The 25,226-nt window shown below is 68.6% G+C and carries 27 protein-coding genes and 1 tRNA gene; 20 read left to right on the top strand and 8 right to left on the bottom strand.

The window, feature by feature from the left end; translation table 11 throughout:
* Nucleotides 1–41: 41 nt before the first annotated feature.
* The 14 genes from C2L58_RS18090 to C2L58_RS18035 all read left to right on the top strand — a co-directional run bounded on the left by C2L58_RS18090 (nt 42) and on the right by C2L58_RS18035 (nt 11,008).
* Entirely contained in the window at nt 42–2,285 is a 2,244-nt protein-coding gene (locus C2L58_RS18090; protein WP_103338755.1) for an FtsK/SpoIIIE domain-containing protein, read from the top strand.
* A 259-nt stretch (nt 2,286–2,544) separates the two neighbouring features.
* Nucleotides 2,545–2,700 (top strand): hypothetical protein, encoded by a 156-nt coding sequence (locus C2L58_RS49840; protein WP_199191319.1) that lies wholly within the window; start codon nt 2,545–2,547, stop codon nt 2,698–2,700.
* Between the two features lie 89 nt (nt 2,701–2,789).
* Entirely contained in the window at nt 2,790–3,164 is a 375-nt protein-coding gene (locus C2L58_RS18085; RefSeq protein WP_103338754.1) for a hypothetical protein, read from the top strand.
* A 300-nt stretch (nt 3,165–3,464) separates the two neighbouring features.
* Nucleotides 3,465–4,100: a hypothetical protein gene (locus C2L58_RS18080; protein WP_103338753.1), complete on the top strand. Its 636-nt coding sequence runs from the start codon at nt 3,465–3,467 to the stop codon at nt 4,098–4,100.
* Nucleotides 4,101–4,258: 158 nt separating this feature from the next.
* The gene (locus tag C2L58_RS18075) at nt 4,259–4,675 is read left to right on the top strand and encodes a hypothetical protein (protein ID WP_103338752.1); all 417 of its coding nucleotides are present in this window, start codon (nt 4,259–4,261) and stop codon (nt 4,673–4,675) included.
* Between the two features lie 133 nt (nt 4,676–4,808).
* Nucleotides 4,809–5,273 (top strand): single-stranded DNA-binding protein, encoded by a 465-nt coding sequence (ssb, locus tag C2L58_RS18070; protein WP_103338751.1) that lies wholly within the window; start codon nt 4,809–4,811, stop codon nt 5,271–5,273.
* 15 nt (nt 5,274–5,288) lie between these two features.
* Nucleotides 5,289–5,585, top strand: coding sequence for a hypothetical protein (locus tag C2L58_RS18065; RefSeq protein WP_103338750.1), 297 nt, complete (start codon nt 5,289–5,291; stop codon nt 5,583–5,585).
* Nucleotides 5,582–6,514 carry a bifunctional DNA primase/polymerase gene (locus tag C2L58_RS18060; RefSeq protein WP_103338749.1) on the top strand — a complete coding sequence of 311 codons (933 nt, stop codon included), beginning with the start codon at nt 5,582–5,584 and terminating at the stop codon, nt 6,512–6,514. Before C2L58_RS18065 ends, C2L58_RS18060 begins: the two co-directional genes overlap by 4 nt.
* Nucleotides 6,515–6,532: 18 nt before the next feature.
* Entirely contained in the window at nt 6,533–6,823 is a 291-nt protein-coding gene (locus C2L58_RS18055; RefSeq protein ID WP_103338748.1) for a hypothetical protein, read from the top strand.
* Nucleotides 6,823–7,605 carry a hypothetical protein gene (locus C2L58_RS18050; RefSeq protein WP_103338747.1) on the top strand — a complete coding sequence of 261 codons (783 nt, stop codon included), beginning with the start codon at nt 6,823–6,825 and terminating at the stop codon, nt 7,603–7,605. Before C2L58_RS18055 ends, C2L58_RS18050 begins: the two co-directional genes overlap by 1 nt.
* Nucleotides 7,606–7,710: 105 nt before the next feature.
* Nucleotides 7,711–8,043 (top strand): hypothetical protein, encoded by a 333-nt coding sequence (locus tag C2L58_RS48685; protein WP_146073621.1) that lies wholly within the window; start codon nt 7,711–7,713, stop codon nt 8,041–8,043.
* Between the two features lie 106 nt (nt 8,044–8,149).
* Nucleotides 8,150–8,518: a hypothetical protein gene (locus C2L58_RS18045; protein WP_103338746.1), complete on the top strand. Its 369-nt coding sequence runs from the start codon at nt 8,150–8,152 to the stop codon at nt 8,516–8,518.
* A 4-nt stretch (nt 8,519–8,522) separates the two neighbouring features.
* The gene (locus C2L58_RS18040) at nt 8,523–9,395 is read left to right on the top strand and encodes a deazapurine DNA modification protein DpdA family protein (RefSeq protein WP_199191318.1); all 873 of its coding nucleotides are present in this window, start codon (nt 8,523–8,525) and stop codon (nt 9,393–9,395) included.
* A gap of 20 nt (nt 9,396–9,415) precedes the next feature.
* The gene (locus C2L58_RS18035; RefSeq protein WP_233225781.1) at nt 9,416–11,008 is read left to right on the top strand and encodes a DNA cytosine methyltransferase; all 1,593 of its coding nucleotides are present in this window, start codon (nt 9,416–9,418) and stop codon (nt 11,006–11,008) included.
* Between the two features lie 78 nt (nt 11,009–11,086).
* Here C2L58_RS18035 and C2L58_RS48680 read toward each other — a convergent pair whose 3' ends face one another.
* Nucleotides 11,087–12,499 carry a PIN-like domain-containing protein gene (locus C2L58_RS48680; RefSeq protein WP_146073620.1) on the bottom strand — a complete coding sequence of 471 codons (1,413 nt, stop codon included), beginning with the start codon at nt 12,497–12,499 and terminating at the stop codon, nt 11,087–11,089.
* Nucleotides 12,500–12,848: 349 nt separating this feature from the next.
* Here C2L58_RS48680 and C2L58_RS18030 point away from each other — a divergent pair, with 349 nt between their 5' ends.
* From C2L58_RS18030 to C2L58_RS18020, 3 genes are all read left to right on the top strand, one after another.
* Nucleotides 12,849–14,438: a hypothetical protein gene (locus tag C2L58_RS18030; protein WP_103338745.1), complete on the top strand. Its 1,590-nt coding sequence runs from the start codon at nt 12,849–12,851 to the stop codon at nt 14,436–14,438.
* 394 nt (nt 14,439–14,832) lie between these two features.
* Entirely contained in the window at nt 14,833–15,018 is a 186-nt protein-coding gene (locus C2L58_RS18025) for a helix-turn-helix transcriptional regulator (protein WP_103338744.1), read from the top strand.
* Nucleotides 15,015–16,415, top strand: coding sequence for a tyrosine-type recombinase/integrase (locus C2L58_RS18020; RefSeq protein WP_103338743.1), 1,401 nt, complete (start codon nt 15,015–15,017; stop codon nt 16,413–16,415). Before C2L58_RS18025 ends, C2L58_RS18020 begins: the two co-directional genes overlap by 4 nt.
* A 157-nt stretch (nt 16,416–16,572) precedes the next feature.
* Here C2L58_RS18020 and C2L58_RS18015 read toward each other — a convergent pair.
* Nucleotides 16,573–16,646: transfer RNA gene (locus C2L58_RS18015), tRNA-Leu, on the bottom strand.
* A gap of 213 nt (nt 16,647–16,859) precedes the next feature.
* Between C2L58_RS18015 and C2L58_RS18010 the strand changes: the two genes are divergently transcribed.
* Together C2L58_RS18010 and C2L58_RS18005 are read left to right on the top strand one after the other, a co-directional pair.
* Nucleotides 16,860–17,474, top strand: coding sequence for an ANTAR domain-containing response regulator (locus C2L58_RS18010; protein ID WP_013227937.1), 615 nt, complete (start codon nt 16,860–16,862; stop codon nt 17,472–17,474).
* Between the two features lie 33 nt (nt 17,475–17,507).
* Complete coding sequence (locus tag C2L58_RS18005; RefSeq protein ID WP_103338742.1) at nt 17,508–18,035, top strand: DUF4352 domain-containing protein; 528 nt, start codon at nt 17,508–17,510, stop codon at nt 18,033–18,035.
* Between the two features lie 46 nt (nt 18,036–18,081).
* Here C2L58_RS18005 and C2L58_RS18000 read toward each other — a convergent pair whose 3' ends face one another.
* The 5 genes from C2L58_RS18000 to C2L58_RS17980 all read right to left on the bottom strand — a co-directional run bounded on the left by C2L58_RS18000 (nt 18,082) and on the right by C2L58_RS17980 (nt 22,940).
* On the bottom strand, nt 18,082–18,795 hold the full coding sequence (locus C2L58_RS18000) for an ABC transporter ATP-binding protein (RefSeq protein WP_013227935.1): 714 nt from the start codon (nt 18,793–18,795) through the stop codon (nt 18,082–18,084).
* Complete coding sequence (locus C2L58_RS17995; protein WP_013227934.1) at nt 18,785–19,558, bottom strand: ABC transporter ATP-binding protein; 774 nt, start codon at nt 19,556–19,558, stop codon at nt 18,785–18,787. Before C2L58_RS17995 ends, C2L58_RS18000 begins: the two co-directional genes overlap by 11 nt.
* The gene (locus C2L58_RS17990) at nt 19,555–20,712 is read right to left on the bottom strand and encodes a branched-chain amino acid ABC transporter permease (RefSeq protein ID WP_103338741.1); all 1,158 of its coding nucleotides are present in this window, start codon (nt 20,710–20,712) and stop codon (nt 19,555–19,557) included. The genes C2L58_RS17995 and C2L58_RS17990 overlap by 4 nt, the downstream gene beginning before the upstream one ends.
* The gene (locus tag C2L58_RS17985; RefSeq protein ID WP_103338740.1) at nt 20,709–21,677 is read right to left on the bottom strand and encodes a branched-chain amino acid ABC transporter permease; all 969 of its coding nucleotides are present in this window, start codon (nt 21,675–21,677) and stop codon (nt 20,709–20,711) included. Before C2L58_RS17985 ends, C2L58_RS17990 begins: the two co-directional genes overlap by 4 nt.
* Before the next feature lie 111 nt (nt 21,678–21,788).
* Nucleotides 21,789–22,940, bottom strand: a complete 1,152-nt coding sequence (locus tag C2L58_RS17980) for a branched-chain amino acid ABC transporter substrate-binding protein (RefSeq protein WP_103338739.1) — start codon at nt 22,938–22,940, stop codon at nt 21,789–21,791.
* 574 nt (nt 22,941–23,514) lie between these two features.
* Here C2L58_RS17980 and C2L58_RS17975 point away from each other — a divergent pair.
* A complete protein-coding gene (locus C2L58_RS17975; protein ID WP_103338787.1) occupies nt 23,515–24,285 on the top strand; it encodes an alpha/beta hydrolase family protein in 771 nt (256 codons plus the stop codon).
* Here the strand turns inward: C2L58_RS17975 and C2L58_RS17970 are convergent.
* Nucleotides 24,251–25,222, bottom strand: coding sequence for a LysR family transcriptional regulator (locus tag C2L58_RS17970; protein WP_103338738.1), 972 nt, complete (start codon nt 25,220–25,222; stop codon nt 24,251–24,253). The genes C2L58_RS17975 and C2L58_RS17970 overlap by 35 nt on opposite strands.
* Between the last annotated feature and the right edge of the window lie 4 nt (nt 25,223–25,226).

Raw genomic sequence — 25,226 nt, 5'->3', positions numbered from 1 at the left:
CGCGGGGTGTGCGCACGACCCACGGCAGGAAGGCACCAGCGATGAACCCCACCGACCACCACGACGACGAGAACACCACCAGCGACATCACCCCTGCCGTGGGGCCGGCCGGGGACTTGGCCACCGTGCACCGCCTGCCCGCCCGCCCCGAGGGCGGTGGTCCGGCGATCGAGGGCGAGATCGTCTCGGAGGAGGAGTGGCGCCTCTACACCAGCCAGCAGGCCCAGCGGGCGTGGCGGTATGCCGAGTACCGCCGCCAAGGCGCCGCGGTGGTCAAGGCCACCCGTACCGCGGTCACCCACGACCGCACGGTCGCCTCGGCCAAGTTCGCCGGCCGCCACGCCGCCTACGTCTTCGGGGGCGCGGGGATCGTGGCCAAGCGGGTGTGGGAGGCCAAGACGAACTCCCGCTACGAACGCCTGCTGCGCGCCGCGGAAGCCCGCGGCGACGTCGAGGAGCTCAAGCACTGGGAGATCCGGGCCGAGCTGGCCAAGGAGAAGCGGCACCGCCGGATGCAGGACTGGCTGAAGGCTCCCGCGCAGATCGCGAAGGGGCTGCTGCTGGCGGCGCTGGTGGCGATCGTGGTCCTGTTCGGGATCGGGTGCCTGCTGGCGATCTCGTTCTCCGACGCCGCCATGATCGGGGCTCCGTTCGAGGCGGTCACCGACTTCATCCGCTGGGTCACCATCGCGATCTCGGTGACCTGGGGCCCGTTCCTGCTCGCCGCCCCGTGGATCGCACTGGCCGCGCTGCACCACATCGGCCGGCGAGCCGACGCGCACCCCGGCTGGCTGGCCCGCACCGGCGGGATCGGGTCGGACGCGTCCACGCTTGTCACCGCGGACGGGATCGTGGCCGCGCTGCGCCACCTCGGCATCCCGGCGATGAACAAGGCGCTCAAGGACGGCTGGACGCCGAGGTTCGAGCTGAACCCGACCCGGGAGGGCACGGCGCCGTTCAAGGGGTACCGGGCGATCGTGGACCTTCCCATGGGGGTCGCGCCGACGATGGTCGCCGACCGCCGCGAGGTGCTGGCCAAGAACCTCAACCGCAACCCGGTGGAGGTGTGGGCCTCGGACTATGGACGCGAGAAGGGCGGCAAGGCCGGCTACCTGAACCTCTACGTGGCGGACTCCGGGGTGATGGACAAGCCGACCCCGGAGTACCCGCTGCTGCACGAAGGGTCCACCGACGTCTTCGCCGGAGTCCCGATCGGGATCACCCAGCGCGGGGACGTGGTGTCCATCCCGATCAACGGGTCCAACGCGGTGTTCGGCGGCCAGCCTGGCCAGGGAAAGTCCAACGCGGTCCGGGTCATGGTCCTGGGGGTCGCGCTGGACCCGCTGGCCGAAATCCGGGTCCACGTGTTCGCCATGAACGGCGACTTCGACGCCTACGAACCGCGGCTGTCCCGATACGAGAAGGGAGCGACCGCCGAGCACGTCGAGTCCGCCCTGGACCACCTGGAAGATCTGTACGCCGAAGTCGGACGCCGGGAAGGCCGGCTGGCCGAACTGGGGGCGAAGAAGCTGACCCGGGCGATCTCCGAGCAGCACGAGGACATGCGTCCGCTGCTGGTCGCCTTCTCCGAGTGCCACGAGCTGTTCGGGCACGGCGAGTACGGCAAGCAGGCCGCGGAACTGGCGGTCAACATCGTCAAGCGTGGCCGCAAAACCGGCGTCTCGACCGTCTACGACACCCAGTCGTCGCGGGCGGACGCGATCCCGTCGCAGCTGGTGGAAAACGTCGGCGCCAACGGCTGCTTCTCGGTCAAGACGTGGCGCTCCAACGACGGGTTCCTCGGGGACGGGTCGTTCGCGGCCGGGATCCGGGCTACGGAGCTGCGGTTCAACGTCGACCGGGGAACCATGGTCGCCACCGGCATGACCGATGAGCTGTTCGAGATCGTGCGGACGTTCTTCGTCGAGGTCGACGACGACCGCGGCTGGGACGCCGCCGCCGACGTCATCGCCCGCGCCATGACCCAGCTGAAGCCGGGCACCCCAGTGGCCGGCGCCCGGACCGCCCCGGCCCTGGGAACCGCCCGTGACCTGCTGGAAGACGTCGCCGACGTCCTCGGAGACGACGAGAAGGCCAAGGCCACCGACGTCGTCGCCCGGCTGCGCCAGCTCGCCCCCGCACACCGGCCCTACCAGGGCCTCAACGCGGACAAGCTCGCCGGCCAGCTCGGCGAGCTGGGGGTCAAGGTCACCAAGGTCGGAGTCCTCACCGTGTTCACAGAGCGTGTCCGAAAGGCTCTCGCCGAACGCGGCGGCGACGCCTAGGGAGGGAACCCGCCCGCCCTCCCGGCACCCCGCTCCCAGCGGGTGCCGGGCGGGCGGATTCCCTCGCTTCCCTCGTTCCCTTCCGACCCATCGCCGCTGATCAGCCACAGGGAACGGCCCGCGAGGGCTGAGCAGGGAATTTTCCCTTCCCGAGGCCGGGTTCCCTCGCCTTTTCCCTTCCGGTCCCGCACTTCTCCGCACCCATCGATTGTCACTCTGAGTCACATTTCAGGAGGTTTGTCAGTCCGGCAAGGCTCTCGTGTACCGCGGCACGAAGTCGTGGTGGAACGGCAAGGTCACCACGCTCTGCGGCCTGGAGATCCCGTCCGGCCAGGCCAGCTCGCCGTGGTTCACCGGCCCGGCCTGCCCGTCCTGCGAGGCAATCCACAAGGCCCGCAAGAACGGCGGCAAGTAGCACCCGAGTCCTCGCCGGACCGGCGGCCGGCCACCGATGCCCCGCCGATCCGGCGACCCGAAATTCGAGACCCACAAAGGAGTTTCGCTATGTTCCTGTCCCCGCCCGACCTGTCGGGCACCGACGCCTACGCCTGCCTGGGGGTGCACGCCCCGGCCGTGCTCACCGCACCCGACGGCGCCGTGCTCGCCGTCGGAGTCACCCGGCCCGCGGCCGCACTGGAGCTGATCCGCGCCGCCGCGCCCGGCGGGCTGGTCCCGGCTCGTGCCGACGCGGCGGCGTTCCGGCTGCGCTGGTTCGCCTACACCCACCCCGCCGCGTCGGGCCACCCGGCAACGCGCCCGGCCTGCCCCGGGGAAGACGGCGCCTTCCCGGTGGTGATCTGGCGGGCCGCCGACCAGGCCCGCGCCCGCGCCACCCGCGACGCCGCGCAGGCCCTGGCCGTGATGGGGGTGGCCGCGTGAGCAACAACGACTCGGGCGCCTGGCACAACGAGGTACAGCGCCAGCAGGAAGAAATCCAGCGCAAGCAGCGGGAAGCCGCGCAGAAAAGCGAAAACAAGTGACGGTCATCCGCCGCGCCGCCGCTCTCACGATCGCCGCCGTCCCGGCCGGCTGCCGGGGCTCGGCGCTCCTACCAACCCCGGCGGCGTCCCGTGGCCGATGACCACGCAGACCGGCCGGAGGATCGCCCCGCCAGCTGACCCGCCGGGACGCGTAAGGCCGCTGCGCCCCCAACATCCCCCACCCGAAAGGAATTCCATTATGGACGCTTCCGGCCACTACGTCGGGGCCGCCAATGCGCGCGGCGTGTGGGTGCACCAGCTGCTCAGCACCGCGCCGTTCTTCCCGATCGCCGACGTGGTCACGGAGATCGCGGCGGTGTCGGTGGCCACCGGTGTGCCGCTGACCGCCTATGCCCGCAGCACCAGCGGCCGAATCACGTCGTCGCTGTTGCTGGTCCGCGACCCCAGCATCACCCACGGAACCCCGGACATCGCCGACTGTGAACGCGCCGCTGCCGCACTCGCCGCCCGCGGCAACTGGGTCAGCCAAGGCCAGGACGTCCGCTCGTGCATGCTGCTCGCGCTCGGACTGCGGGAGGGCTACGACCCGGCCGCCGCCCGGGTGCACACCTGGACCGAGGTCACCGACCCGGTACTGGGCAAAGGAGAGGTGTGGTGCGGCTGGCCGGCCGAGCTGATCTCGGCACGACCGCAGCCCGACGGCACCGCGCAGGTCTACCACGAACCGGGCGTGCTGGCCTTCACCGACTTCGACCAGCTGCCCACCCTTACGGCGATCGCGTTCGACCTCCGCCAGGACCGACTCGTCATCCACAACTGGCTCACCGGATGGACCACCGCCTACCGCCGCGGCGCCCGGTCAGTCGACACGTAGGCCGGACGTGATCGGCGATGGACCAGCCGCACCTGATCCGACCGCTCGAACCCGGACACCCGCATATCCCCAACGTGAACGCGCCCCCGCCCGCCTGCCTGTCGGGCGGGGCGCGTTCGTGCCTGCCCGCCCGAACACGGAAGCGAGGAAGCGTCACAATGCCGACCGCCCAGGAAAATCTCGCCGCCATCGCCGCCATGCTGAAACAGGCCGGGCTCGGCCCGGTCACGGTCACCGCACCACCGATGCCCGGATTCCCCGACGGCGTGGTGACCGTCGAACTGCCCGCCGGGCCCGACGTCGCCCGGCGCTTGGTGCGCTGGCTGGACTTCCTCGACGTCCTCGACGCCATCGCCGGGAAGTACCACGACACCGACACCGTTCAGCGGCTCATCCTGCGCGGCCTGACCCCGAGCGGGGCACCGCTTCTGGTCATCGGTGAGTTCAACGAGACCACCGATCCCGCTGCGGCCGAGCTGATCCGCGACCAGATCGAAGAGCAGGACATTCCCGGCCTGCTCGCCGACCTGGTCGCCCACGAGAACCGCGTCGGCCAGGTCGAACGCTGCGGCTGAACACCGCGCGTCACCTGGCCAGCACCGCCCCACATCGACGCACCACCGGGCACGAACGCGCCCCCGCCGGATCGGCCGGCGGGGCGCGTTCGTGCCCGCCAACAGAAATTGGAGGAACCTCGTTATGGCTGGATTGCCGGAGATCACGATGGCCGGGACGCTGACCGCGGACCCGGAGATGCGCTTCACCCCCTCCGGGGCGGGGGTGTGCTCGTTCACCCTGGCCGCCAACGATCGCCGCCTGGACAAGGAATCCGGGGAGTGGCGGGACACGGGCGCGACGTTCCTGCGCTGCACCGTGTGGCGCCGCCAGGCCGAGAACGTCGCCGACGCCCGCAAGGGCGACCGGCTGCTGATCGTGGGCGAGCTCAAGCAGTCGGAGTGGCAGGACAAGAACACCGGGGAGAAGCGCTACGGCTTCGACGTGCAGGTCCGCGAGGCCGCGCTGTCGCTGCTGTGGCACCCGGCCAAGTCGGCCCGCCCCGACCGCACGGGCGGCGGTGAGCACACCGGCGGTGGTGGTGGGGCGCGGGACCCGTGGGCGGGGCCGCCGGCCACCGGGTCGGCGGGCGGGTTCTCCGACGAGCCGCCGTTCTAACCGGGGTGCCCGGCCGTGGGCGAGAAGGCGAAGTACCGGGCCACCGACATCACCGCCTGGCTCACCGCGGCGGGCATCGACGACGACGCCGCGCGGCGGGCGGGGCGGGTGATCGCCGGGGCGTGGAACGCCCGCGAGTTCCACGCCTCGGCCACCGGCCTCCCGCTCGCCGCCGCACTCACCGCCTCCGGGCTGCCCGCCACCGCGCTGGACCGGGTGGCCGACGGGCTGGCGCGGCGGTTCGGGGTGCACCTGCACGACGTCGCGGCGTGGGATCGCGAACCCCACTGGCGAAAGGAGATCGGCGCATGAGCGAAGCGCAGCGCGCCGCATTGGAACGGGTTGCCCTGGCGATGGCTGGCAGAGGGTGGGCGGTGTTCCCGATCATGCCGAACCGCAAGTGGCCGCCTGCGTGGCATCGCAAGGACACCTGTCCCGGCCGGGGGCCGTGCGCGGCGGGGCACGTGACGCCGGAGTCGCTGGCCACCACCGACCCGGAGACGATCACGCGGGTGTGGGCCACAGCCCCGTACAACGTCGCGGTCTTTCCGGGGAAGTCCGGCTGGCACGTCATCGACTGTGACATCCGCAAGCCCGACGAAGCGCCTGGCCTCGACGGCTGGGAAGAGCTGCAAGCCCTCGCCGCGGCGAGGGGTGGGCCGTTGCCGGACACCTGGACCACCTCGACTCCCAGCGGCGGGCGTCAGCTGTGGTATCCGGTGCCGCCCGGGGTGCGCCTCGGGTCGACCGTGAAGTGGATCGCCGAGCATGTGGACACCCGCGGCTGGGGTGGCTACGCCCTCGCGCCCGGCTCCGTCCGCGAGGACGGGGCCTATGAGCTGCTCGACGACACCGAGGGCCCGCCGCTGGCGGGGTGGCTGGTCCAAGTCAGCGTCAAACTCCCGCCCACGGCCAACTCAGGGCGTACCCAGAAGCCCGTAGCCGCCCCGAGCGCTTACGCGGCGAAGGCGCTGCGCGAGGAACCCGACCGCGTCCGCAACGCGCCACCAGGGCAGCGGAACAAGACCCTCTCGACCGCCGCCTACGCCCTCGGCCAGCTGGTCGGGGCGCGGCTGCTGGACGAGCACTCCGCGCGGACCGAGCTGCGCGCCGCGGTCGCGGCCTGGAACACCCCCGACTCCGCCGTCAAGGACGACGGGGTGATTGAGACGTCGCTGGCGGCCGGGATCGACAACCCGCGCCGGATCACCCCGCGGCACGGCACCCGCCGCGCCGCCTGAGCGAAGGAGGACACCATCATGGCCGCCATCGTCCACCGCTGCGCCTGCGCGCACCTGGACAGCCACCACCGTGAACAGCCCCTCACCGACGACACCCGCCCGTGCCTGGCGGCCGGGTGCGACTGCGCGGACGCAGACCTCTCCGCCCCCGAGGTCATCCCGACCTGGCGGGCGGGCGGCCCGACGGCGCAGGCCGAGCCCGACCCGGTCGTGATCGAGCCGGGCACCTTCGACGGCCCGGGCCTGGGGCGGCTGTGCGACTGCGAGGACTGCTGGAACCTCTACGAGACCGGAAGCGAGGCCGCGTGATGGCCGGCACTCTCGCCCCGCCCGGTGACCAGCAAGTGCCCGAGCGGTGGCGCCGGTACCCGCGCACCCCGGTCCCGGCCGGACAGACCACGCTCACCTCGGTCACCCTCGCTCTGACCGCGGGCAGGCAGACGGTCGCCGGGGAAGCCACCGAGGTGCCCGGGCTGCTGCTGAGCCCGCATGTGGCCGGCGACCCGCTGCGCTACACCGGCGACTGGCGTCTCGTGCACGCCGCGTCCGGGCTGAGCGTGTGCCCGGCGGTGCCGATCGCCTACGCCCGCGAGGTGGCGCAGTGGTACGCGCGGGCCGGGATCGACTGGAACCGCCCCGGCCGGGTCATCGCCGACGACCCGGCCGCGCAACGGGTGTTCCTCGCACTGATCACCGACCTGGAGGACGCCCGATACGAACACCGCCCGCTGGTGTACGCCCGCACCTCGTGGGTGCACTGGCCGCCGCTGTGGCGTATCTGGCGCAGCGGCACGCCCGATCCCGACGGGTTCTACACCTACGCCGATGCCGCCGCGCCGGCCGAATCCGCCGGACGCGGCGACGGGGATGCGCAGATCCGGCGGGACACCAGTTCGCCGGGCTGGGCACTGCAATGCGCGGCACCCGGCTGCTGCGACGGGTACGCCTGGTTCATCGACGGCTGGGACGGCGACAGCGAACCCGTCATCGGCGAGCGGAGCGGGATCGAACGCGACGCCCGCGACGTCGGGTGGCGCGACCACGACCGCCACCACTGGATCTGTTCCCGCTGCGCCGGCCAGTACCGCTGACCACACCGAACGCCGGAAGGGCCGGGCACCACGCGTGCGCCGGGTTCGGCGGCGGCACCACCGGTGTGCTGGCGTTGCCCGGCACGTAAACCACCCTTCTGTGGTTTGGCGTCGCGCAAGCGGGACATCGACGCTGGCAACGGTGGAGAACACCAAAACGGTGGCTACGCCGCCCGACCTCGAACCGCAGCAGTCGACCACCGCCGGGCCGGCGGCCGCCCGGCTGCTTGCGTTGCTGCCCCACCCCACCCCATCCCGCCGTGGCCGCTGCTGCTGGCCCTGGTGGCCGTGCTCGGCACCGTCACCATCATCGTGCTGGCGATCGTGCACAGCATCGCCCCATCCCTGGCCACGGCCGGGGCGGTCTCCAGCGTCATCGGCGCGGGCATCCACTGGAGCAAGCGGCACACCCGCGGCCGAACGAACACGCGACCGTGACGCCACTACCCACCAACCGCTACTGACCACATCGGACACCGAAAGGGCCGGGCACCACGCGTGCCCGGCCCTTCCCGTGCCCGCCTCCCGAAAGCGAGTCCACGCCATGACTACCACTCAGCCGATCGTCTCGCAGCACACCGCCGCCATCCTGACCAGGATCGCCGCCGAACGCGCCCGCCAGGACGCGCTGTGGGGCGAGCAGAACCACCCCGACGGCACCGGCCCCGACATCGATGTGACCGGGCTGTCCCGCCGCGCCGCCGACGCCGCCCACGCTGCCCGGTTCACCACCGAGATAGCCCGGGCCGAAGGCCGCCTCACCTGGCTGCACATCCTGCGCGAAGAGGTCTACGAAGGCTTCGCCGAAGCCGACACCGCCGACCTGGCCGAAGAGCTGATCCAGGTCGCCGCCACCGCAGCGTGCTGGGCCGAGGCCATCGACCGCCGCAACGCCACGGCCGACGTGGGGTGAGTCGGTGGACGTCCGGCCCGGCGATGAGTTCGGCGGGCTGGACTTCCTCACCGGCACGCACGAGGTCATCCACCTGGAACAGGCCGGGGTTCCACTGTTCGTCTCAGACACCCGGCTCCGCCACCGCAAGACACTGCCGCGCGCGATCGCCCCGGTCGCCTACGACTCCGGCGGCTTCACCCAGCTGCAGAAACACGGTGACTGGGACAGTGTCCCGGCTCGGGAGTACGTGGCGCGGGTGCGCCGCTACCGCGACGAGATCGGGCAGATGCTGTGGGTGTCACCGCAGGACTGGATGTGCGAGGACGCGATCATCCGCGGCGGCTGGCACGGCGGGAAGTTCTTCCACGGCACCAAGCTCTCCGTGCCCCGCCACCAGTTCCTCACCGTTGTCAACGCGATCGAGTTGCGCAGCCTGGCCCCGGAGTTGCCGTGGCGGCTCGTGTTGCAAGGCCGTACACCGGATGACTACTGCCGTCACGCCGACCTCTACGCCCGCTTCGGCATCGACGTCACCGCGGAGCCGCTGGTGTGCGTCGGCAGCGTCTGCCGCCTGCAAAGCACCACCCTCGCCGGCCAGATCCTGCGCGCGGTCCGCCGCTACGGCGTACCCCGCATCCACGGATTCGGGTTCAAGACCCTCGGCCTGATCAAGCACCACGCCTACATCGACTCCGCCGACTCCCTGGCCTGGTCCGACGACGCCCGCCGGCTCGGCCAACCCACCCACGACTGCCCACGCCCACACGTGAAGACCTGCGCCAACCACCTGCACTACCTGCTCTCCTGGCGCGCCGCGCTGGCGGAGAAGTTGCGCCGCCGCCTGCCGGAGCAAACCGCGCTGTGGGACGAGGACGGCACCCCTGTGGCCGCCTGATCGAAAGGGAGCACCACCTGATGATCACCACCTATCACGAGTTCGCCGGGTTCGGCGGGGACACCACCGGTGTGCTGGCCGTGCCCGGCACCGAGGGCATCCTGGGTGCGAACCACAACCCGGACGCCATCGCCACCCACGCGCTCAACTTTCCCCGGATGGATCACTACGAGGGCGACATCGCCAAGGCCGACATCGGCAAGTTCCCGCGGGTGGACTTCTTCTGGGCCTCCCCTTCGTGCCCGCCGTGGACCGACGCCCGGGGCCAGAAACGGGACTTCGACCAGAGCACGCAAGGGGTGCTGTTCGACCCGGTGAGCGGGCCGCGGGCGCTGAACCCGGAGACCGCGCGGGCACGGGCACTGATGGAGGAGATCCCGCGCTACCTGCAAGCGATGAACCGGCGCGGCAAGCCGGTACTTGGTGGCGTGGTGGAGAACGTGGTCCAGGTCGTGAAGTGGGACCAGTTCGGCCGCTGGCGCCGCGAGATCGAGGCCGAGGGCTACCGCACCCGGGTGATCGCGCTCAACGCCATGCACGTCACCGGTCCCACCCTCGGGAAGATCGCGCAGTCCCGCAACCGGTTCTTCCTCGCCTACTGGCACAAGTGCCTGGGCCGGGACCCGGACTGGGACAACTGGCTGCGCCCCACGGCGTACTGCCCGGCCTGCGACCAGCTGGTGACCGCGGTGCAGGTGTTCAAGAACCCCCGCAACACCATGGGCGTCTACGGCATCCGCTACGGCCAGTACGTCTACCGCTGCCCGCACCGCGCCTGCCGCCACCAGATCGTCGAACCCGGAGTGCTGCCGGCGTCCACGATCATCGACTGGTCGCTCGACCCCGGCCAGCGGATCGGGGAACGGGTCGACGACCGCGGCCGGCCGGACCCGCTGACCGAGAACACCATGGACCGGATCGAGGCCGGGCTACGCCGTCACGTCGGGGCGCTGCTCACCCCGGCTGGGGGAACGTGGCGCCAGCACGCCACCAGCGTCGGCGAGCCGCTGCCGACCCGTACGACCCGGGAGACCGACGGGCTGGTGTGCCCGCCGCTGCTGCTCTCCTGCGCCGCCCGCGCCGGGGTCGACACCGCCAGCACGATCCTCGAACCGCTGCGGACGCAGACCTGCCGCCGGGAGACCGCGGTGGTGGTACCGCCGTTCATCTCGATCCAGCGCAACGGCGGCTCCGCCACGATGGCCTACCCGATCGACGGGCCGATCCCCACCGTCTCGGCCGGCGGCAACCACCATGGCCTGGTCGGCCCGCCGACCGGCGAGGCCGAGCTGGCGTTGCTGATGGCCTATTACGGCAACGGCGGCACCCAGCAAGTCGACCAGCCGATCGGCACGCTGACCACCCGCGACCGCTACGCCCTCATCGGGGGCACCCCGCCGGTCGAGTCGTGCACGTTTCGGATGCTCGAACCACACGAGATTGCCGCCGGAATGGGTTTCCCGCGCGGCTACAAGGTGCCGCCGAAGGTCGCGAAGTCCAAGCGCAAGTGTGTCCGCGGCTGGGGCAACGCCGTCCCGCCCGGGATGGCCGAAGTTCTCGGCTCGGCCGTGATCGAGGCGATCACCGGCGAACCGCTGGAACCCGCCGCGTAAGCGCGGCATGCACTACCCGCACGACGAAGGGAGCGGTGCCGATAGCCCAAAAAGAGAGTGAGGTAAGCATGGCGTTAACTAATCAGTTCGCGGCACAATGCCAAGAGCGACAGATTTATGTGATCCGCCCCACTGGTCAATCAGTCGCCAGACAATTCTCACGTCCGGAAAGTTCTCCTCGGCCAGGAGAGTAAAATCTCTAGTTGGCTCCCGCTCTAGGGCTATAACTAAATATTTCGCCGTGAACTCATTATCATATGCGAGCTCCACTGCCAGGCTGAATTCGGCGCTCAGTCGCTTCAGTGTACTTGCAGAAAGGGATTCGAGCGAGTATGAGATGACTCCTAGTAGGGCAATATTTGCTGGACGGGATGCAAAAAACATCCCGTCGCCTTGGGTGAACCGGCTGTTCGATCGCTTGGGGTGAATTCGGAACCCTCGACCTTGTAGGTAGTACCTAAAATCCTCTAGTGGCGTTCGATTGTTGAGCTTACTCGCAAGGCGATCAATCTCGTGGTCTAATTCGCTTGAAAGGAGTTCAGAATTTCTTTGCGTAGCAGCCTTTAAGCTTTCGATTTGCGCTATGGCTTCCACGTTTTCGACGGATGAAGACCTCACCTCGACATTCAGGATGTTCTTCGCGTGGTAGAGAAGTGAGTCTGTTCTCATCATGAAGAGTCGAACGCCTGCCTCGCTCTTCATTTCTGCTACGAGTTCAGGACGGGGTCCCCGAGCGCGACCTGATCGATTTCGCCACCAGTCATCTTTCGTGTCGCGGGTAATCAGGAGGACGTCCGAATTGCGATTCGAGGCTTCGACTAGAGTTTGCCTCCATAGTAGATAATCACCTGCCACTGCCTCAGTGTCGCCTTTCTTGCGATCGAGGTATCCTGGAGGAATGTCGTTGTCGATCCTTCGACTGGCTTCTTTCAGGGCATCGGCGTGATCATTGGCTGCCAATGGCGGACCTACGCGCCCCGCGAGAAGTTCGCGCAAATCTGAAAGAATCGAATCTTTAGTGCTGTCTTCGTGCTCGATCAGCTTCGCCCGGTTGCTGATTTCATGAATTTCTGCTATTGCAAGACGAAACCCGGACGATATCTTGTCGACAATTCGTTCTCGTTCTGCAGTCGACAAAGAGACACGATTGGCCCAGGTCGAGATAATCTTAGGAACGGAGTCGCACGTGCTCTGCAATTGTGAAACCACGCCTTCTGCGCGCGCATCTGGATCACTTAAGGCGCCCTCTCGTCCTCTCCAGAATTCCAAGGCAACCTGATGGGGTAGCCATATCTGATGCTTTAGACGATCGAGAACTCGGAGTAGGTCTTGCCTTGTGTCGTGGTTGTAGCGATACAGATCGAGCAAGACATTGGCGTCGATGACAATCAGTCCGGAATCGAAGAGCTTTTGATACTCGTCGTTCGTTGGCGTCTGGTACGCCTCGAATCCCTCGAACAGTCCGCCGCTGCTCCGGCTTTCACTCCCCATCGCTACTCACACCGTTCCTCTCTTGGACTCTGAACGCGGCGGGCGTGGACCCTGCGGACACTAGTCATTGTCCCGCCGCTCGGCAACGCTGATCACGAAGGGCTCAACTGTGCCGTCTGTCGAAGATGCACGACGAGGAGGTTTCGAACGCCTTAAGCCTGATCACAGGCATTGCTGTGCCGCCGAAGGTCGCGCTCGAAGCGCAAACTTGTCCGCGGCTCGTGCAACGCCGTCCCGCCCGGCATGGCCGAAGCCCTCGGGCCGGCCGTGATCGAGGCGATCACCGGCGAACCGCTGGAACCCGCCGCGTAAGGGCGGCAAGTACGACCCGCACGACGGAGGGAACGCCATGGCCAGCACGAATTCGCAACGCCTGTGGTCGGTCGGGCCTGGTGGCCGGCCACGGCTGCGGACCGGGGCCGCGCCGGAAACCATCCGGGTACTGACCGCTGCGGTGGACGGCCGCATCATCCCCGACACCTACGTCGCCGACGGCGCCCCCGTGGTCGTTGAACAGGTCTCCGGCGCGGCCGACCCCACCGCCGGAGACGACGATGTCGCACTGCCATTGGCGGCGTCGGTGCTGAAACCCGCGCTGCTGGCCAACTTGCTGGCCACCCACACCGACGTGATCCAAACCAAGGTCAACGAGAAAGGAGACACCTTCGACGTGGAAGTCTCCCCACCCGCCAGCGTCTTGAGCGCGGTGCTGGCCGGCCGGTCTTGGCCCGGCCTGCCGGTGCTGCGCCGGATCATCTCCACCCCGGTGCTGCGCCCGGACGGGACGCTGCTGCAAAAGCCCGGCTATGACCCGGCGACCGGCTTCTACCTGACCGCGAACGGCCACCTCGACCCGATTCCGGACCGGCCGAGCGCGGCGCAGGTCGACGCCGCACGGGTATTCCTGCTGGAACGGTTCCTGCGGGACTTCCCGTGGCGGTCGGCGGCCGACCGGGCGAACTACCTGGCGTTGCTGGTGACGCCGCTGATCCGGCCGTTCACCAACGCGCTGTCCCCGTTCGGGATGATCGAGGCATCCATGCCCGGCTCCGGCAAGACGATTCTCGCCGGGTGCGTCGGGTTGCTGGTCGGGCAGCGGGTGCTCACCTGGACCGACTCGGACGAGGAACTGCGCAAGTCGATCACCACGGTGCTGTCGGACTCGGTCGGGGTGGTGGTGTTCGACAACCTGACCGAGGGGGAGATGGTCAATTCCGCCGTGCTGGCACGGCTGGTCACCGAACGAACGTGGTCGGATCGGCGGCTGGGCACGAACGTGTCGAGCAACTTCGCCAACGACCGGTTGTGGCTTGCCACCGGCAACAACCTGCGCACCGGCGGGGACATGGCCTCGCGCACGGTGTGGGTGCGGCTCGATCCGAACTGCCCGCGCCCGGAGGCCCGGACCGGGTTCACGATCCCGAATCTCGATTCCTGGATCCTCGATCCGGTCAACCGGGCCACCGTGCTGCGCCACGTCCTGACGCTGGTGCTCGATTGGACGGCCAACGGCGCGCCGACCGCCGGCAACGTCCCGCAGATGCGGCAGTTCACCCGCTGGGCCCAGTACCTCGGAGGGTTCCTGACCCACCACGGCGTCGGGGACTTCCTCGGCAACGCCGACGCCGGCCGCGGTCTCGATGAGGACCATGCCGAGTGGTACGCGTTTCTGGCCAGCTGGCACGACATCTACGGCGGTGAGCCGGTGACCGCGCAGCAGCTGCGCTCGGGCGCCGAACCCGAGTACGGCGCACCGGACCGGTGGAAGGGGACGTTCCCGACCACCGCCGCCGGCAAGCCCCTCACCCCGAAGTCACTCGGAAAGAAGCTGGCAGGGCAAAAAGACCGCTGGCGCGGCGACCTGGTGTTACGCAGCGCAGTCGACCCGCACACTAAGATGAAGCTCTACATGGTCGAGCGCGGCACCGATTCGGGCTGACCCCCGAAACAAACACCGCAAACACCGCAAACACCGCCACCGGCTCTAGAAAGTAGCTCTGAGCAGGAAAAACGACACTGCGGTATCTGCGGTGTTTGACCTCGGACCGGAAGACTCCAAATACCGCAAACACCGCAAGCTGCGGTGTTTGCGGTATTTGGCCGTCTGGACCTCATCCTCAAACACCGCAAGAAGATCCGCAGGTTGCGGGTCACTTTGCGGTGTTTGCGGTGTTGCGGTGTTTGGTTCCGGCCTCCCACACCTGAGCCGCTCACCTCTCTGCCAGCCTGCCCGACCCGACAACTACGCAACGTAACTGCTCTGCGCCTGCTTGCCCCGTGCCCCGCAGCCGGCCACCGCCTGTCGGGCACGCCTCTACCCGGAGGTTCACAACATGTCCACGGCAGACGAAAAGCTCACCATTCCGCAGGTTTGCGACGAACTCCAAATCGCACGCTCGACCTTCTATGACTGGCGCGCGAAGAACCTCGGCCCGAAATGCATCCGCCTCCCGAACCGGAAAGTGCGCGTTCGGCGGTCCGACCTCAACCGCTGGCTCGAATCCCAGGAGGCTGCATGAGTGACATCACCTACGACGTCAAGATCTGGAACATCGAAACGCGACGCGGTAAGAGGAAGACGTCGTATCGCGTGACATGGTTCGTAGCAGGGGAGCGCTTCGACGAGAAGGCCGACACCTACGCACTGGCCGAGAGTCTCCGCTCGAACCTGGTCGCGGCAGCCCGACGAGGTGAAGCGTTCGATCGCGTCCGCGGGCTGCCGGTATCCAATCTGCGCAGCGAGGCGGACATGCCGTTCTTTGCCTTCGCCTGCAAGTACGTCGACATGAAATGGCCGCGCGCCGCCGGGAAGTCGCGTGCTGGCAACGCTGACGCTCTGGCGTCAGCGTTGCCAGCGATGTTGGCGACCACCCGCGGCAAGCCCGAAGACAGGATCATCCGCCGCGCGCTGACTGGATGGGCCTTCAACACGAAGAGGCGAGACGACGCCAAGCCGGTGGAAATTGAGCGGGCGTTGAAGTGGCTGCAGGCGAACACGCTTCCCGTGTCGCGGATGGACGACACAGCCAAGCTTCGGGAGATTCTGGACCAGATCTCTCTCAAGCTTGACGGGAAGCAGGCCGCAGCGAAAACCGTCAACCGCAAGCGCGCGGTGATCTACAACGCGCTGGAGTACGCACATGAGTTGAAGTTGATCAGGGTCAATCGTCTGTCCGAAGTGAAGTGGACGGCGCCGAAGTCCGTGCGGGCGATCGACAAGCGCGTGGTGATCAACCCTGCTCAGGGCAGGAAGCTGCTGGCGGCTGTCGCGGCGCAGAAGGTGGGCACGGCACCGCGACGGTCGTCCGGGCCGATGCTCAAGGCGTTCTTCGCGGTGATGTACTACGCGGCGCTGCGACCCGAAGAGGCCGCCATGCTGTGCAAGCGCGACTTGCAGCTGCCGGAGAGCGGATGGGGCGAACTGCTGCTCTCGGAGACGGCACCGATCACGGGCGCCGCATGGACGGACTCGGGGGAGCGGCGCGACCGTCGCCAACTCAAGCAGCGCGGCAAAGGGGAGGTGCGGGCGGTGCCTTCCCCGCCCCCACTGACGTTGATCCTCAATGAGCACGTGAACAACATCGGCACCGCCGCGGACGGCCGGCTGTTCCGGAACCTCATCGGTGGGGACATCGCTGAGTCGACCGTTGCGCGGGTGTGGGACAACGCGCGCCGCGCGGCGCTGACCGACGAGGAATACGCCTCACCGCTCGCGAAGCGGCCATACGACCTCCGGCACGCGTGTGTGTCCACCTGGCTGGCGGCCGGCGTGCCGTCCACGCAGTGCGCGGAGTGGGCGGGGCACTCCGTTGCGGTGCTCCACCAGATCTACGCCAAGGTCATCGCCGGTCTGGAGTCCGCGGCACACCAGCGGATCGAGCAGGCGCTTGACTGGCACGACGAGTCCGACGTGTAGGTCGCATGCATGCCCAGGCTGGAGCAAAACGCGGGGGCGCATTGGGGGTGAACACCCGTTCATAACCGGATCTGGCCGGACACGGCCGGACAACATGGGACCGGTCCCGCACCTGTTTTGCCTGGTCGCCGGGCCCGTTTCGGCTGGTCACTTGAGGTGCCCCCGGTGAGATTCGAACTCACACTGGACGGGTTTTGAATCCGTTGCCTCTGCCAGTTGGGCTACGGGGGCGCGACGCAGTGACTCTACGGGATCACCGGACTCCACCCACTCCCGGGTCCGGCGTCCAAGAAGCGAACGCGAACGCGACCCGAGGCAACACCAGTGTCGCGCCCGCCACTACGTGGTGAACGCCATCTCTGCTTCTGGATCGTTCCCGGTAGGCTTCAGGTTCGCGGAACGCCGCGAGATGCCACGCCCAGCCGAGTCTTCAGGAGGACCCCGGTGACCGATCAGGCTACCGAGGCCAACGGTGCCGCCACCGTGCCGCAGCGTCGGGTGCTCGTCGCGGAGGACGAGGCTCTCATCCGGCTCGATCTCGTCGAAATGCTGCGGGAAGAGGGCTATGAGGTCGTCGGGGAGGCGGGGGATGGCGAACAGGCCATCTCGCTGGCCACCGATCTGAAGCCCGATCTCGTGATCCTCGACGTCAAGATGCCCAAGCTGGACGGCATCGAAGCCGCGGCGAAGATCACCGGGGACCGGATTGCTCCTGTGGTCATCCTCACCGCCTTCAGCCAGCGGGACCTCGTCGAACGCGCGCGGGATGCCGGGACCATGGCCTACCTCGTCAAGCCCTTCGCCAAGCGGGACCTCGTGCCCGCCATCGAGCTCGCCGTCAGCCGGTTCTCGGAGCTGCAGGCCCTCGAGGCCGAGGTTGCCGGGCTCACCGACCGGCTCGAGACGCGGAAGGTCATCGACCGCGCCAAGGGCCTGCTCATGAGCCGGCAGGGGCTCACCGAGCCCGATGCCTTCCGGTGGATCCAGCGCACCGCCATGGACCGCCGGACCACCATGAAGGCCGTGGCCGAGGCCGTCGTCGAGAGCATCGGAAGCTAGCCGGACCGACGGCCGGCAGGCAGAATCACCCTGGTGAAACTCCGCCTGCTGGCCGTCGTCGTCCTCCTGAGCGCGGCAGGCTGCCAAGCCGGACAGCCCAGCGCTCCCGCGCAGGCGACCTATGAGCTGCCGCCGCGCCAGGTCCGGCCCGACGAGACCGCCCTCAAGCTGCCGCCCGCCAAGAACGGTGACACCGAGTTCACCCTCATCGGCCTGGCCGCCGGGCTGCCCAGCATCACCGGGAGCCACACCGAGTTCGCCGCGAAGGGCCAGTTCGTGCGGTTGCGGCTCGTCGTCACCAACACCGGCACCTCCAGCGTCCTGTTCGACGCCAAGCGCCAGCTGCTCGTCGACGACCGGGGCGACGCGCACCCGCCCGAAGAGCAGGCCATGATCATCAAGCGCCAGCCCGCCCAGTTCGACCTCGGGCACGGCGTGCGCGTCGAGTTCGACCTCTACTGGGACATCCCCAGGGACCGGAAGCCGGTCACGCTCCGGGCGTTCGGCGGCCCGAGCATCACCGACATGAAGAACGTCACCGGCACCGACATCAAGCTGTGAAAAAAGGGGCCCGGCACGAAGTGTGCCGGGCCCCCGAAAAGCGAACTCAGACGCCCAGGTCGCCACCGAGGTAGGCGGCTCGGACCTGCGGGTCGTCCAGCAGGTCGGCCCCGCGGGCGCTCTTGACCACGCGGCCCGTCTCGAGCACGTACGCGCGGTCCGACAGCTTCAGCGCCTGCTGGGCGTTCTGCTCCACCAGCAGCACCGTCGTGCCGCGCTTGTTGATCTCGCGGATGATGTCGAAGATCTGCGCGATCAGCATCGGCGCCAGGCCCATCGACGGCTCGTCGAGCAGCAGCACCTTCGGTTTCGTCATCAGCGCCCGGCCGATGGCGATCATCTGCTGCTCGCCGCCCGACATCGTGCCGCCGAACTGCGTCCGGCGCTCGTTGAGCCGGGGGAACAGCTCGTAGACCTCGTCGAGGTCGGCCTGGAGGTCGTCCTTGCGGGTGTAGGCACCCATCAGGAGGTTCTCCTGCACCGTCATGCCGGGGAACACGCCCCGGCCCTCCGGCGACTGGCCGATCCCGAGCAGCACGCGCTTGTGCCCCGGGGTCTTCGAGATGTCCTGGCCGTTGAACAGGATCTTGCCGCTGGTCAGCGGCCGGAGCCCGGAGATCGTCTTGAGCGTCGTGGTCTTGCCGGCGCCGTTGGCGCCGATCAGGGACACGATCTCGCCCTCGCCGACCTCGATGCTCATGCCCTTGAGGGCGGCGATCTTGCCGTAGTGGACGTTGATGTCCTGGACCTCAAGAAGCATCTTCGGACACCCCCAGGTACGCCTCGATGACCTTCTGGTTGGTCTGCACTTCCTGAGGGAGCCCTTCCGCGATCTTCTGGCCGAAGTCGAGCACGGCCAGCCGGTCGCTGATGTGCATGACCAGGCCCATGTCGTGTTCGATGAGCAGCACGGTCCGGCCGTCGTCCCGGATCTTGCGGATCAGCGCCTGCAGGGCGTTCTTCTCCGCCGGGTTCATGCCCGCGGCCGGCTCGTCGAGCAGCAGGAGCTTCGGGTCGGTGGCCAGCGCCCGCGCGATCTCCAGCCGGCGCTGGTCGCCGTAGGAGAGGTTCTTCGCGGTCTCGTGCTCCACCTTGCCGATGCCGACGAAGTCGAGCAGCTCACGCGCCCGCTCGCGGCCGCGCTTCTCCTCCTTGCGGTGCCACGGCAGACCGAGCACCGCGCCGATCGCGCCGGTCTTGTGGTGCGCGTCCGCGCCCACCATGACGTTCTCGATCGCCGACATGTTGTGGAACAACCGGATGTTCTGGAACGTCCGGGCGATGCCGCGCTTGGTGACCTGGAAGCGCTTCATCCCGTCGATGCGGTCGCCGTCGAAGCGCACCTGGCCCTCGGTCGGCTGGTAGACGCCGGTGACCACGTTGAACACCGTGGTCTTGCCGGCGCCGTTCGGGCCGATCAGCGCGAAGATCTCGCCTTCGTTGATGGAGACGTTCACTTCGCGCAGGGCGGTGACACCGCCGAAGCGCATCGTGATGTTGTCGAACTCGAGCAAGGGAGTCACTTGGCCACCTCCGCCGGGGCTTCGGTGCCCGGTCCGGCCACTTCGCCACCGAGCGAGCCCATGCCGCCGGTGCCTTCCCGTAGCTCGGCTTTTCGTTGTCGTGAGGGCAGGATGCCTTCGGGTCGCAGCGCCATCATCAGCACCAGGACCGCGCCGAACAGCAGGATGCGGTACTCCGCGGGGTCCTTGTCGCCGAGGAGGTGCCTCAGCCACTCGACGGACCGGAGGCGCTCGGGGATCCAGGCCACCAGGAAGGCGCCGAGGATGACACCCGGCAGGTTGCCCGCCCCGCCCAGCACGACCGCGGCGAGGATCGTCGCGGACAGGATGAACGGGAAGTTGTCCGGGGCGATGAACACGGCCTTGCTGGCGTAGATGCCGCCCGCGAAGCCACCGATCATCGCGCCGATCGCGAACGCGAGCAGCTTGAACTTGAACGTCGGCACGCCCATCAGTTCGGCGGCGTCCTCGTCCTCGCGGATCGCGGCCCACGCGCGCCCGACCCGGCTCTTCTGCAGCCGCACCGAGAACACGATGACCAGCACGATCGCGACCAGGATCAGGTAGTAGTACGGCGCCGGGTCGAGCAGGAACTCCATGCCGAACACCGGCGACGGGTGCGGGATGTTGGTGATGCCGCGGGCACCGCCGATGGAGTTGGTGTTGTTCGCGGTGATCCGGACGATCTCCCCGAACCCGAGCGTCACGATGGCGAGGTAGTCACCGCGCAGCCGCAGGGTCGGGGCGCCGAGGATGACGCCCGACACCGCCGCGAGCACGATTCCGACCAGGATCGTGGGCCAGACGTTCCAGCCGAACTTCGTGCCGAAGATCGCCACCGTGTAGGCACCGATCGCGAAGAACGCCACGAACCCGAGGTCCAGCATGCCGGCCAGGCCGACCACGATGTTCAGGCCGATCGCCAGCAGGATGTAGGTGCCGATCGGGAAGATCAGGACGCTCGTCCAGTCCGAGGCGGGCGACATGAACGAGCCGATCCAGGGAGCCGGGAGGATCAGCGCGAACACGATCAGCGCGATGTAGAGGAGGTAGCGCTGCCACATCGGCGCGTGCTGCCACCAGTCCCGCGCGCCGTTCACCGGCTGGAACGAGCGGCGAGTGTTTTCCTGGGTAGTCACACCGTCGCCTTTCATGCGCGAGCTCGCTGGAGGGATTCACCGAGAATGCCGGTGGGGCGGAACATGAGCACGAGCACGAGGACCACGAACGCGGTGACGTCCTTCCACTCGGAACCGAGGAAGATCGCGCTCCAGTTTTCGACCAGGCCGAGCACGATGCCGCCGAGAAGCGCGCCGCGCAGGTTGCCGATACCGCCGAGCACGGCCGCGGTGAACGCCTTGATACCGAGCACGAAACCGACGCGGTAACCGGTGTTTTCGAGTTCCATCAGGTAGAGCGCGGAGGCCACACCGGCCATCGCGCCGCCCAGCAGGAAGGTGATGCGCACGATGCGGTCGATCGAGACACCCATCAGCACGGCGGCCTCGGGGTCCTGGGCGGTCGCCCGGATGCCGCGGCCGATGCGGGTGCGCCGCACCAGCTGGTCCAGCACCACCATGACGATCACCGCGCCGATGATGACCAGGACCTGGTCGGTGCGGACGACGGCGTTGCCGACCGGGAACAGCGTGTCGCGGTCGACGAACCGCGGCGCGTTCTGCGGGACGCGTCCCGACTTGTCGAAGACGTTGGGGATGATGACCAGCGCGAAGAGCTCCTGCAGGAAGATCGACGCGCCGATCGCGGAGATCAGGGCCGCGAGCTTCGACGAACCGCGCTTGCGCAGCGGCCGGTAGGCGACCTGCTCCAGCACGACCGCGGAACCGCCGGACACGACCGCGGAGGCGAGCATGAGCGCGAGCAGAAGCAGGATCATCGCGCCCAGGCCCACCACGATGTTGCCGGAGGTGGCGATGCTGGCCAGGATGAACAGGGACGTCATCGTCCCGATCATGAAGATTTCGGAGTGGGCGAAGTTGATCAGCCGCAGGACGCCGTAGACCATTGTGTAGCCGAGGGCGACGAGGGCGTAGATGGAGCCGAGAACCAGTCCGCCGATGGTGCTGCCGAGGAACTGGTCTTGCAGTGTCTGCAACATGACGTGAGCGCCTTACGAGACAGGGCGAGGACAGGGATACGGGCCGGGAGCGGGGGTGCTGTGGTCACCACAGCGCCCCCGCTCCCGTCGTCAAGTGCTATTCCTGTTTCGTCAGCCGGTGATCTTGGCTTCGGTCGACGCGCCGAGGTTCTTGATGACGCCGCCGACGACCTGGTACACGTTGATCGCGGCGGTCTCGGGCTCACCGTTCGCCTTGAACTTGATCTGCTTCGAGGCGCCCTTGAAGTCCACGGTCTTCAGGAACGTGTTGATCGTCTCGCCGGTGGTGTTGCCCGCCTTGACCGCGTTGATGAGGGCGGTCGCGGCGTCGTAGCCCTCGGTCGCGTAGATCGCCGGGGCGACGTTGAACTTCGCCTTGTACTTGGTGGCGAACTCGTTCGCGGCACCCGCATCCGGGATGTTGCACGGGCAGCCGATGACCGCGCCTTCGGCGGCCGCGGCACCCGCGCCCGAGACCAGCTGCGGGTCGAGCGAACCGTCACCGGTGGCGAAGATGGCCTTCACGCCGCCGTCACGCAGCTGCTTGAGCAGCGGGCCGCCCTGCGCGTAGTAGCCACCGAAGGTGATGATGTCCGGGTTGGCCGCCTTGACCTTCTGCACGGTCGAGGAGTAGTCCGGCGCGTCCTTCGGGAACTTGTCGCGCTGAACCGTGACGCCCTTGTCCTTGAAGGTCTTCTCGAACGCGTCCGCGAGGCCGACGCTGTACTCCTGGTCGTCCGAGATGACGAACGCCGTCTTCGGCGACTTCGCCGTGATCAGGAAGTTCGCGATGGCGGGGCCCTGGTCGTCGTCGTTGGCCACGACGCGGTGCCAGTACGACCAGTTGTTCTTCGCCAGGCCCGGGTTGGTCGCCGAGGGCGAGACGCTCGGGATCTTGTTCTGCTCGAGCTGGCCGCCGATGGCCTTCGACTCGCCGGAGAACGCCGGGCCGATCAGCGCGGTGATCTTGTCCGAGCCGATCGCCGTGGTGATCAGCGAGGTCGCCTGGTCGGGCTTGCCCTGGCTGTCGTAGGGCTTCAGCTCGATCTTGGTCTTCGGATTCGTGGCGTTGTACTCGTCGATCGCGAGCTGGGCGCCATTGCGGGGCGGGATCACGATCCCGGAGTTCTCCCCGGTCAGGTCGCCCATGAACCCGATCTTCAGCGTGCTGCCGTCACCACTGCTCGACGAGCCGCCACCGGCGCAGCCCGCCAGCGCGAGCGACGTCGCCGCTGCGAGGGCGAGAACCCGTCCAAAACGCACTCCTGACACCGACTACCTCCCATGACCAACCAGCCGCCGGTAGGCGTTGCCCCCGACACAGGGGCTAGGTTAGGGCAGGAAGATATCCCTCTCGCCCGTCTTGTGCACAGGCGGCCTCACTACTCTGTGTCCACATCGTGACGATCGCAACCGACACGAATTGCACGAAAAGCCGAACGATGTTTCCTCGTGGCCCGCTGCTGGTCACGCAGCGCTGCTAAGTATCGGCAGTCGTTCTGCGAATGGGTGACAGCCATGTTTCATCGGTATGTCATCGCCCATTTCGGCGGCCGGACCGTGGCCGGTTTCCCGGTGGGCCGCTGTTCACCCTGACGGGGTCGCTGGGGTCCGGGCACCGCCGTAGGGATGCACCTTACGTCCGGTTCGGTGGGTCGAACGGACCACCCCCTTCGTGCAGGTCTGCCCGAACGGGCACCCGGGCCTGACCCGGCCACCACAACCATCGGTTGTCGTGGCCGCCGGAACGGCTGTTGGACCCGCACCTCTCCCCGGCGGTTCGCTGGAAGCAGCCGAAGACAAGCGGCCGTGGACAAGGAGAGACGAGATGGTCGAGGTGGGCGAGATGGTCGAGGGCGTGGCCGCGGGGGTGCCGTTCGTGGCGGTACCGCCGGCGGACCCGGACGGCCCGGTAGCCCTGGTGGCGGGCTGGCACCTGATGGACGTGCCGGCCAGTGAACGGGCGATGGCGGACGCCGTCCCGATGGCGGGCCTCCGGGCGTGGCGGGTGTACTTCGGCCTCCCGCTCTCCGGGGCACGGCTGCCCGAGGGCGGCCCCGAGGAGGTCTTCCGGCGGGCCAGCGAGGACGCCGTCCTGAACGTCTTCGAGCCGGTGACCGAGCAGGCGGCGGGCGAGTTCCCCGCCGCGCTGGCCGACCTGCGCGACCGGCTGCCGGGCGCGACCGGGCCGCTCGGGGTGTTCGGCGGCTCGGCGGGAGCGATCGTGGCGCTGGAGGTGCTGGCCCGCGGCGACGTCGGGATCGCCGCCGCGGCGGTGGCGAGCCCGGTCGTCCAGCTCGCCCCGATGATCACCGCGAACGAGCGGCGCTTCGGGGTGACCTACCCGTGGACCGAGCGGTCCCGTGCGGTCACGGCCCGCTACGACTACGTCGACCGGGCGGCCGAGCTGACCGCGCCGCTGCTGCTGGTCACCGGCGCGGACGACGACATCGCGGTGCGCGAACCGGCGGCGGCGCTGCACGCGAAGCTGGGCACCGAGCTGGTGACGGTCGACGGGATGGCGCACGAGTTCCCGCCGGGGACGCCGGCCGCGGCCGGCGTCGACGCGGCGTTCAGCGAGTGGTTCGCGCGGCGGCTGCGAGGCTGACGTCGCCGGCGGGCAGCCAGGCGTGCCCGGGGTCGTAGGCGCACCAGTCCTCTTCGCGGCTGGTGCGCCCGGCGACGGCCAGCAGCCGCCGCAGCGCCGGGTGCGCCTTGCCGCGCCGCCAGACCAGCGACCACGGGAACAGCGGGGACGGCTCGAACGGCAGCACCTTGAGATCGAGGTCCGGCGCCAGTTCCATGTCGGCCCCGGCCAGGGTGACGCGCCGCTTGCCGTACCGCGTCTGCTCGAGCGTGTGCCGCAGGTCGTAGCTGACGCCGGAGTCGTCGATCGGCACGGCGAACTCGTCGCACAGCTCCCGCAGGTAGGACAGCCACTCGGCCGGGCCGCCGAGCCCGGGCAGCCAGATCCCGTCGGCGCGCAGCTCGTCGAGGCGCAGCACGTCCAGCACGGCCAGCGGGTGCTCCGGCGCGAGCAGCCCGACCAGCGGCTCGAGCCGGACCGGCCGGTGCTCCAGCTCGTCCGGCAGCGCCCGCCCGCAGCCGGACACGCGGCCGAAGGCGGCGTCGAGTTCCCCGGACAGCAGCGGGTCGATCGCGTTCGCGAACCCGCGGCCGGCGACCCGGTCGATGCGCAGCCCCGGTTCGTGCGCGGCCAGCCGGCGGAGCAGGAACATGGGGGAGAGCCGGTGGTCGACGAGGTCGAGGCGCAACGGCCGGTCCTCGGCGCCCATCGCGGCCACGGCGGCGTCGGCCACCCGCACCAGCTCGCGCGCGTGCGGGAGGAACCGTTCGCCGTCGGCGGTCAGCTCGACCGAGCGGGGCGTGCGCAGGAACACCGGCGTGCCGAGCGCGTCTTCGAGCTTCCGGATCCGCTTCGACAACGCCTGCTGGGTGAGGAACAACGCCTGGGCGGCCCGCCCGAAGTGCCGCTGCTCCGCCGTCACCACGAACGCCCGGACCTGGGCGACGTCGAGGTCCACGGGG

The organism is Amycolatopsis sp. CA-126428, from assembly GCF_002904335.1.
In the GTDB taxonomy this organism is placed as follows: Bacteria; Actinomycetota; Actinomycetes; order Mycobacteriales; family Pseudonocardiaceae; genus Amycolatopsis.
Note: the sequence above shows the minus strand (reverse complement) of the source record. Positions and strands in the feature narration are given on the sequence as shown.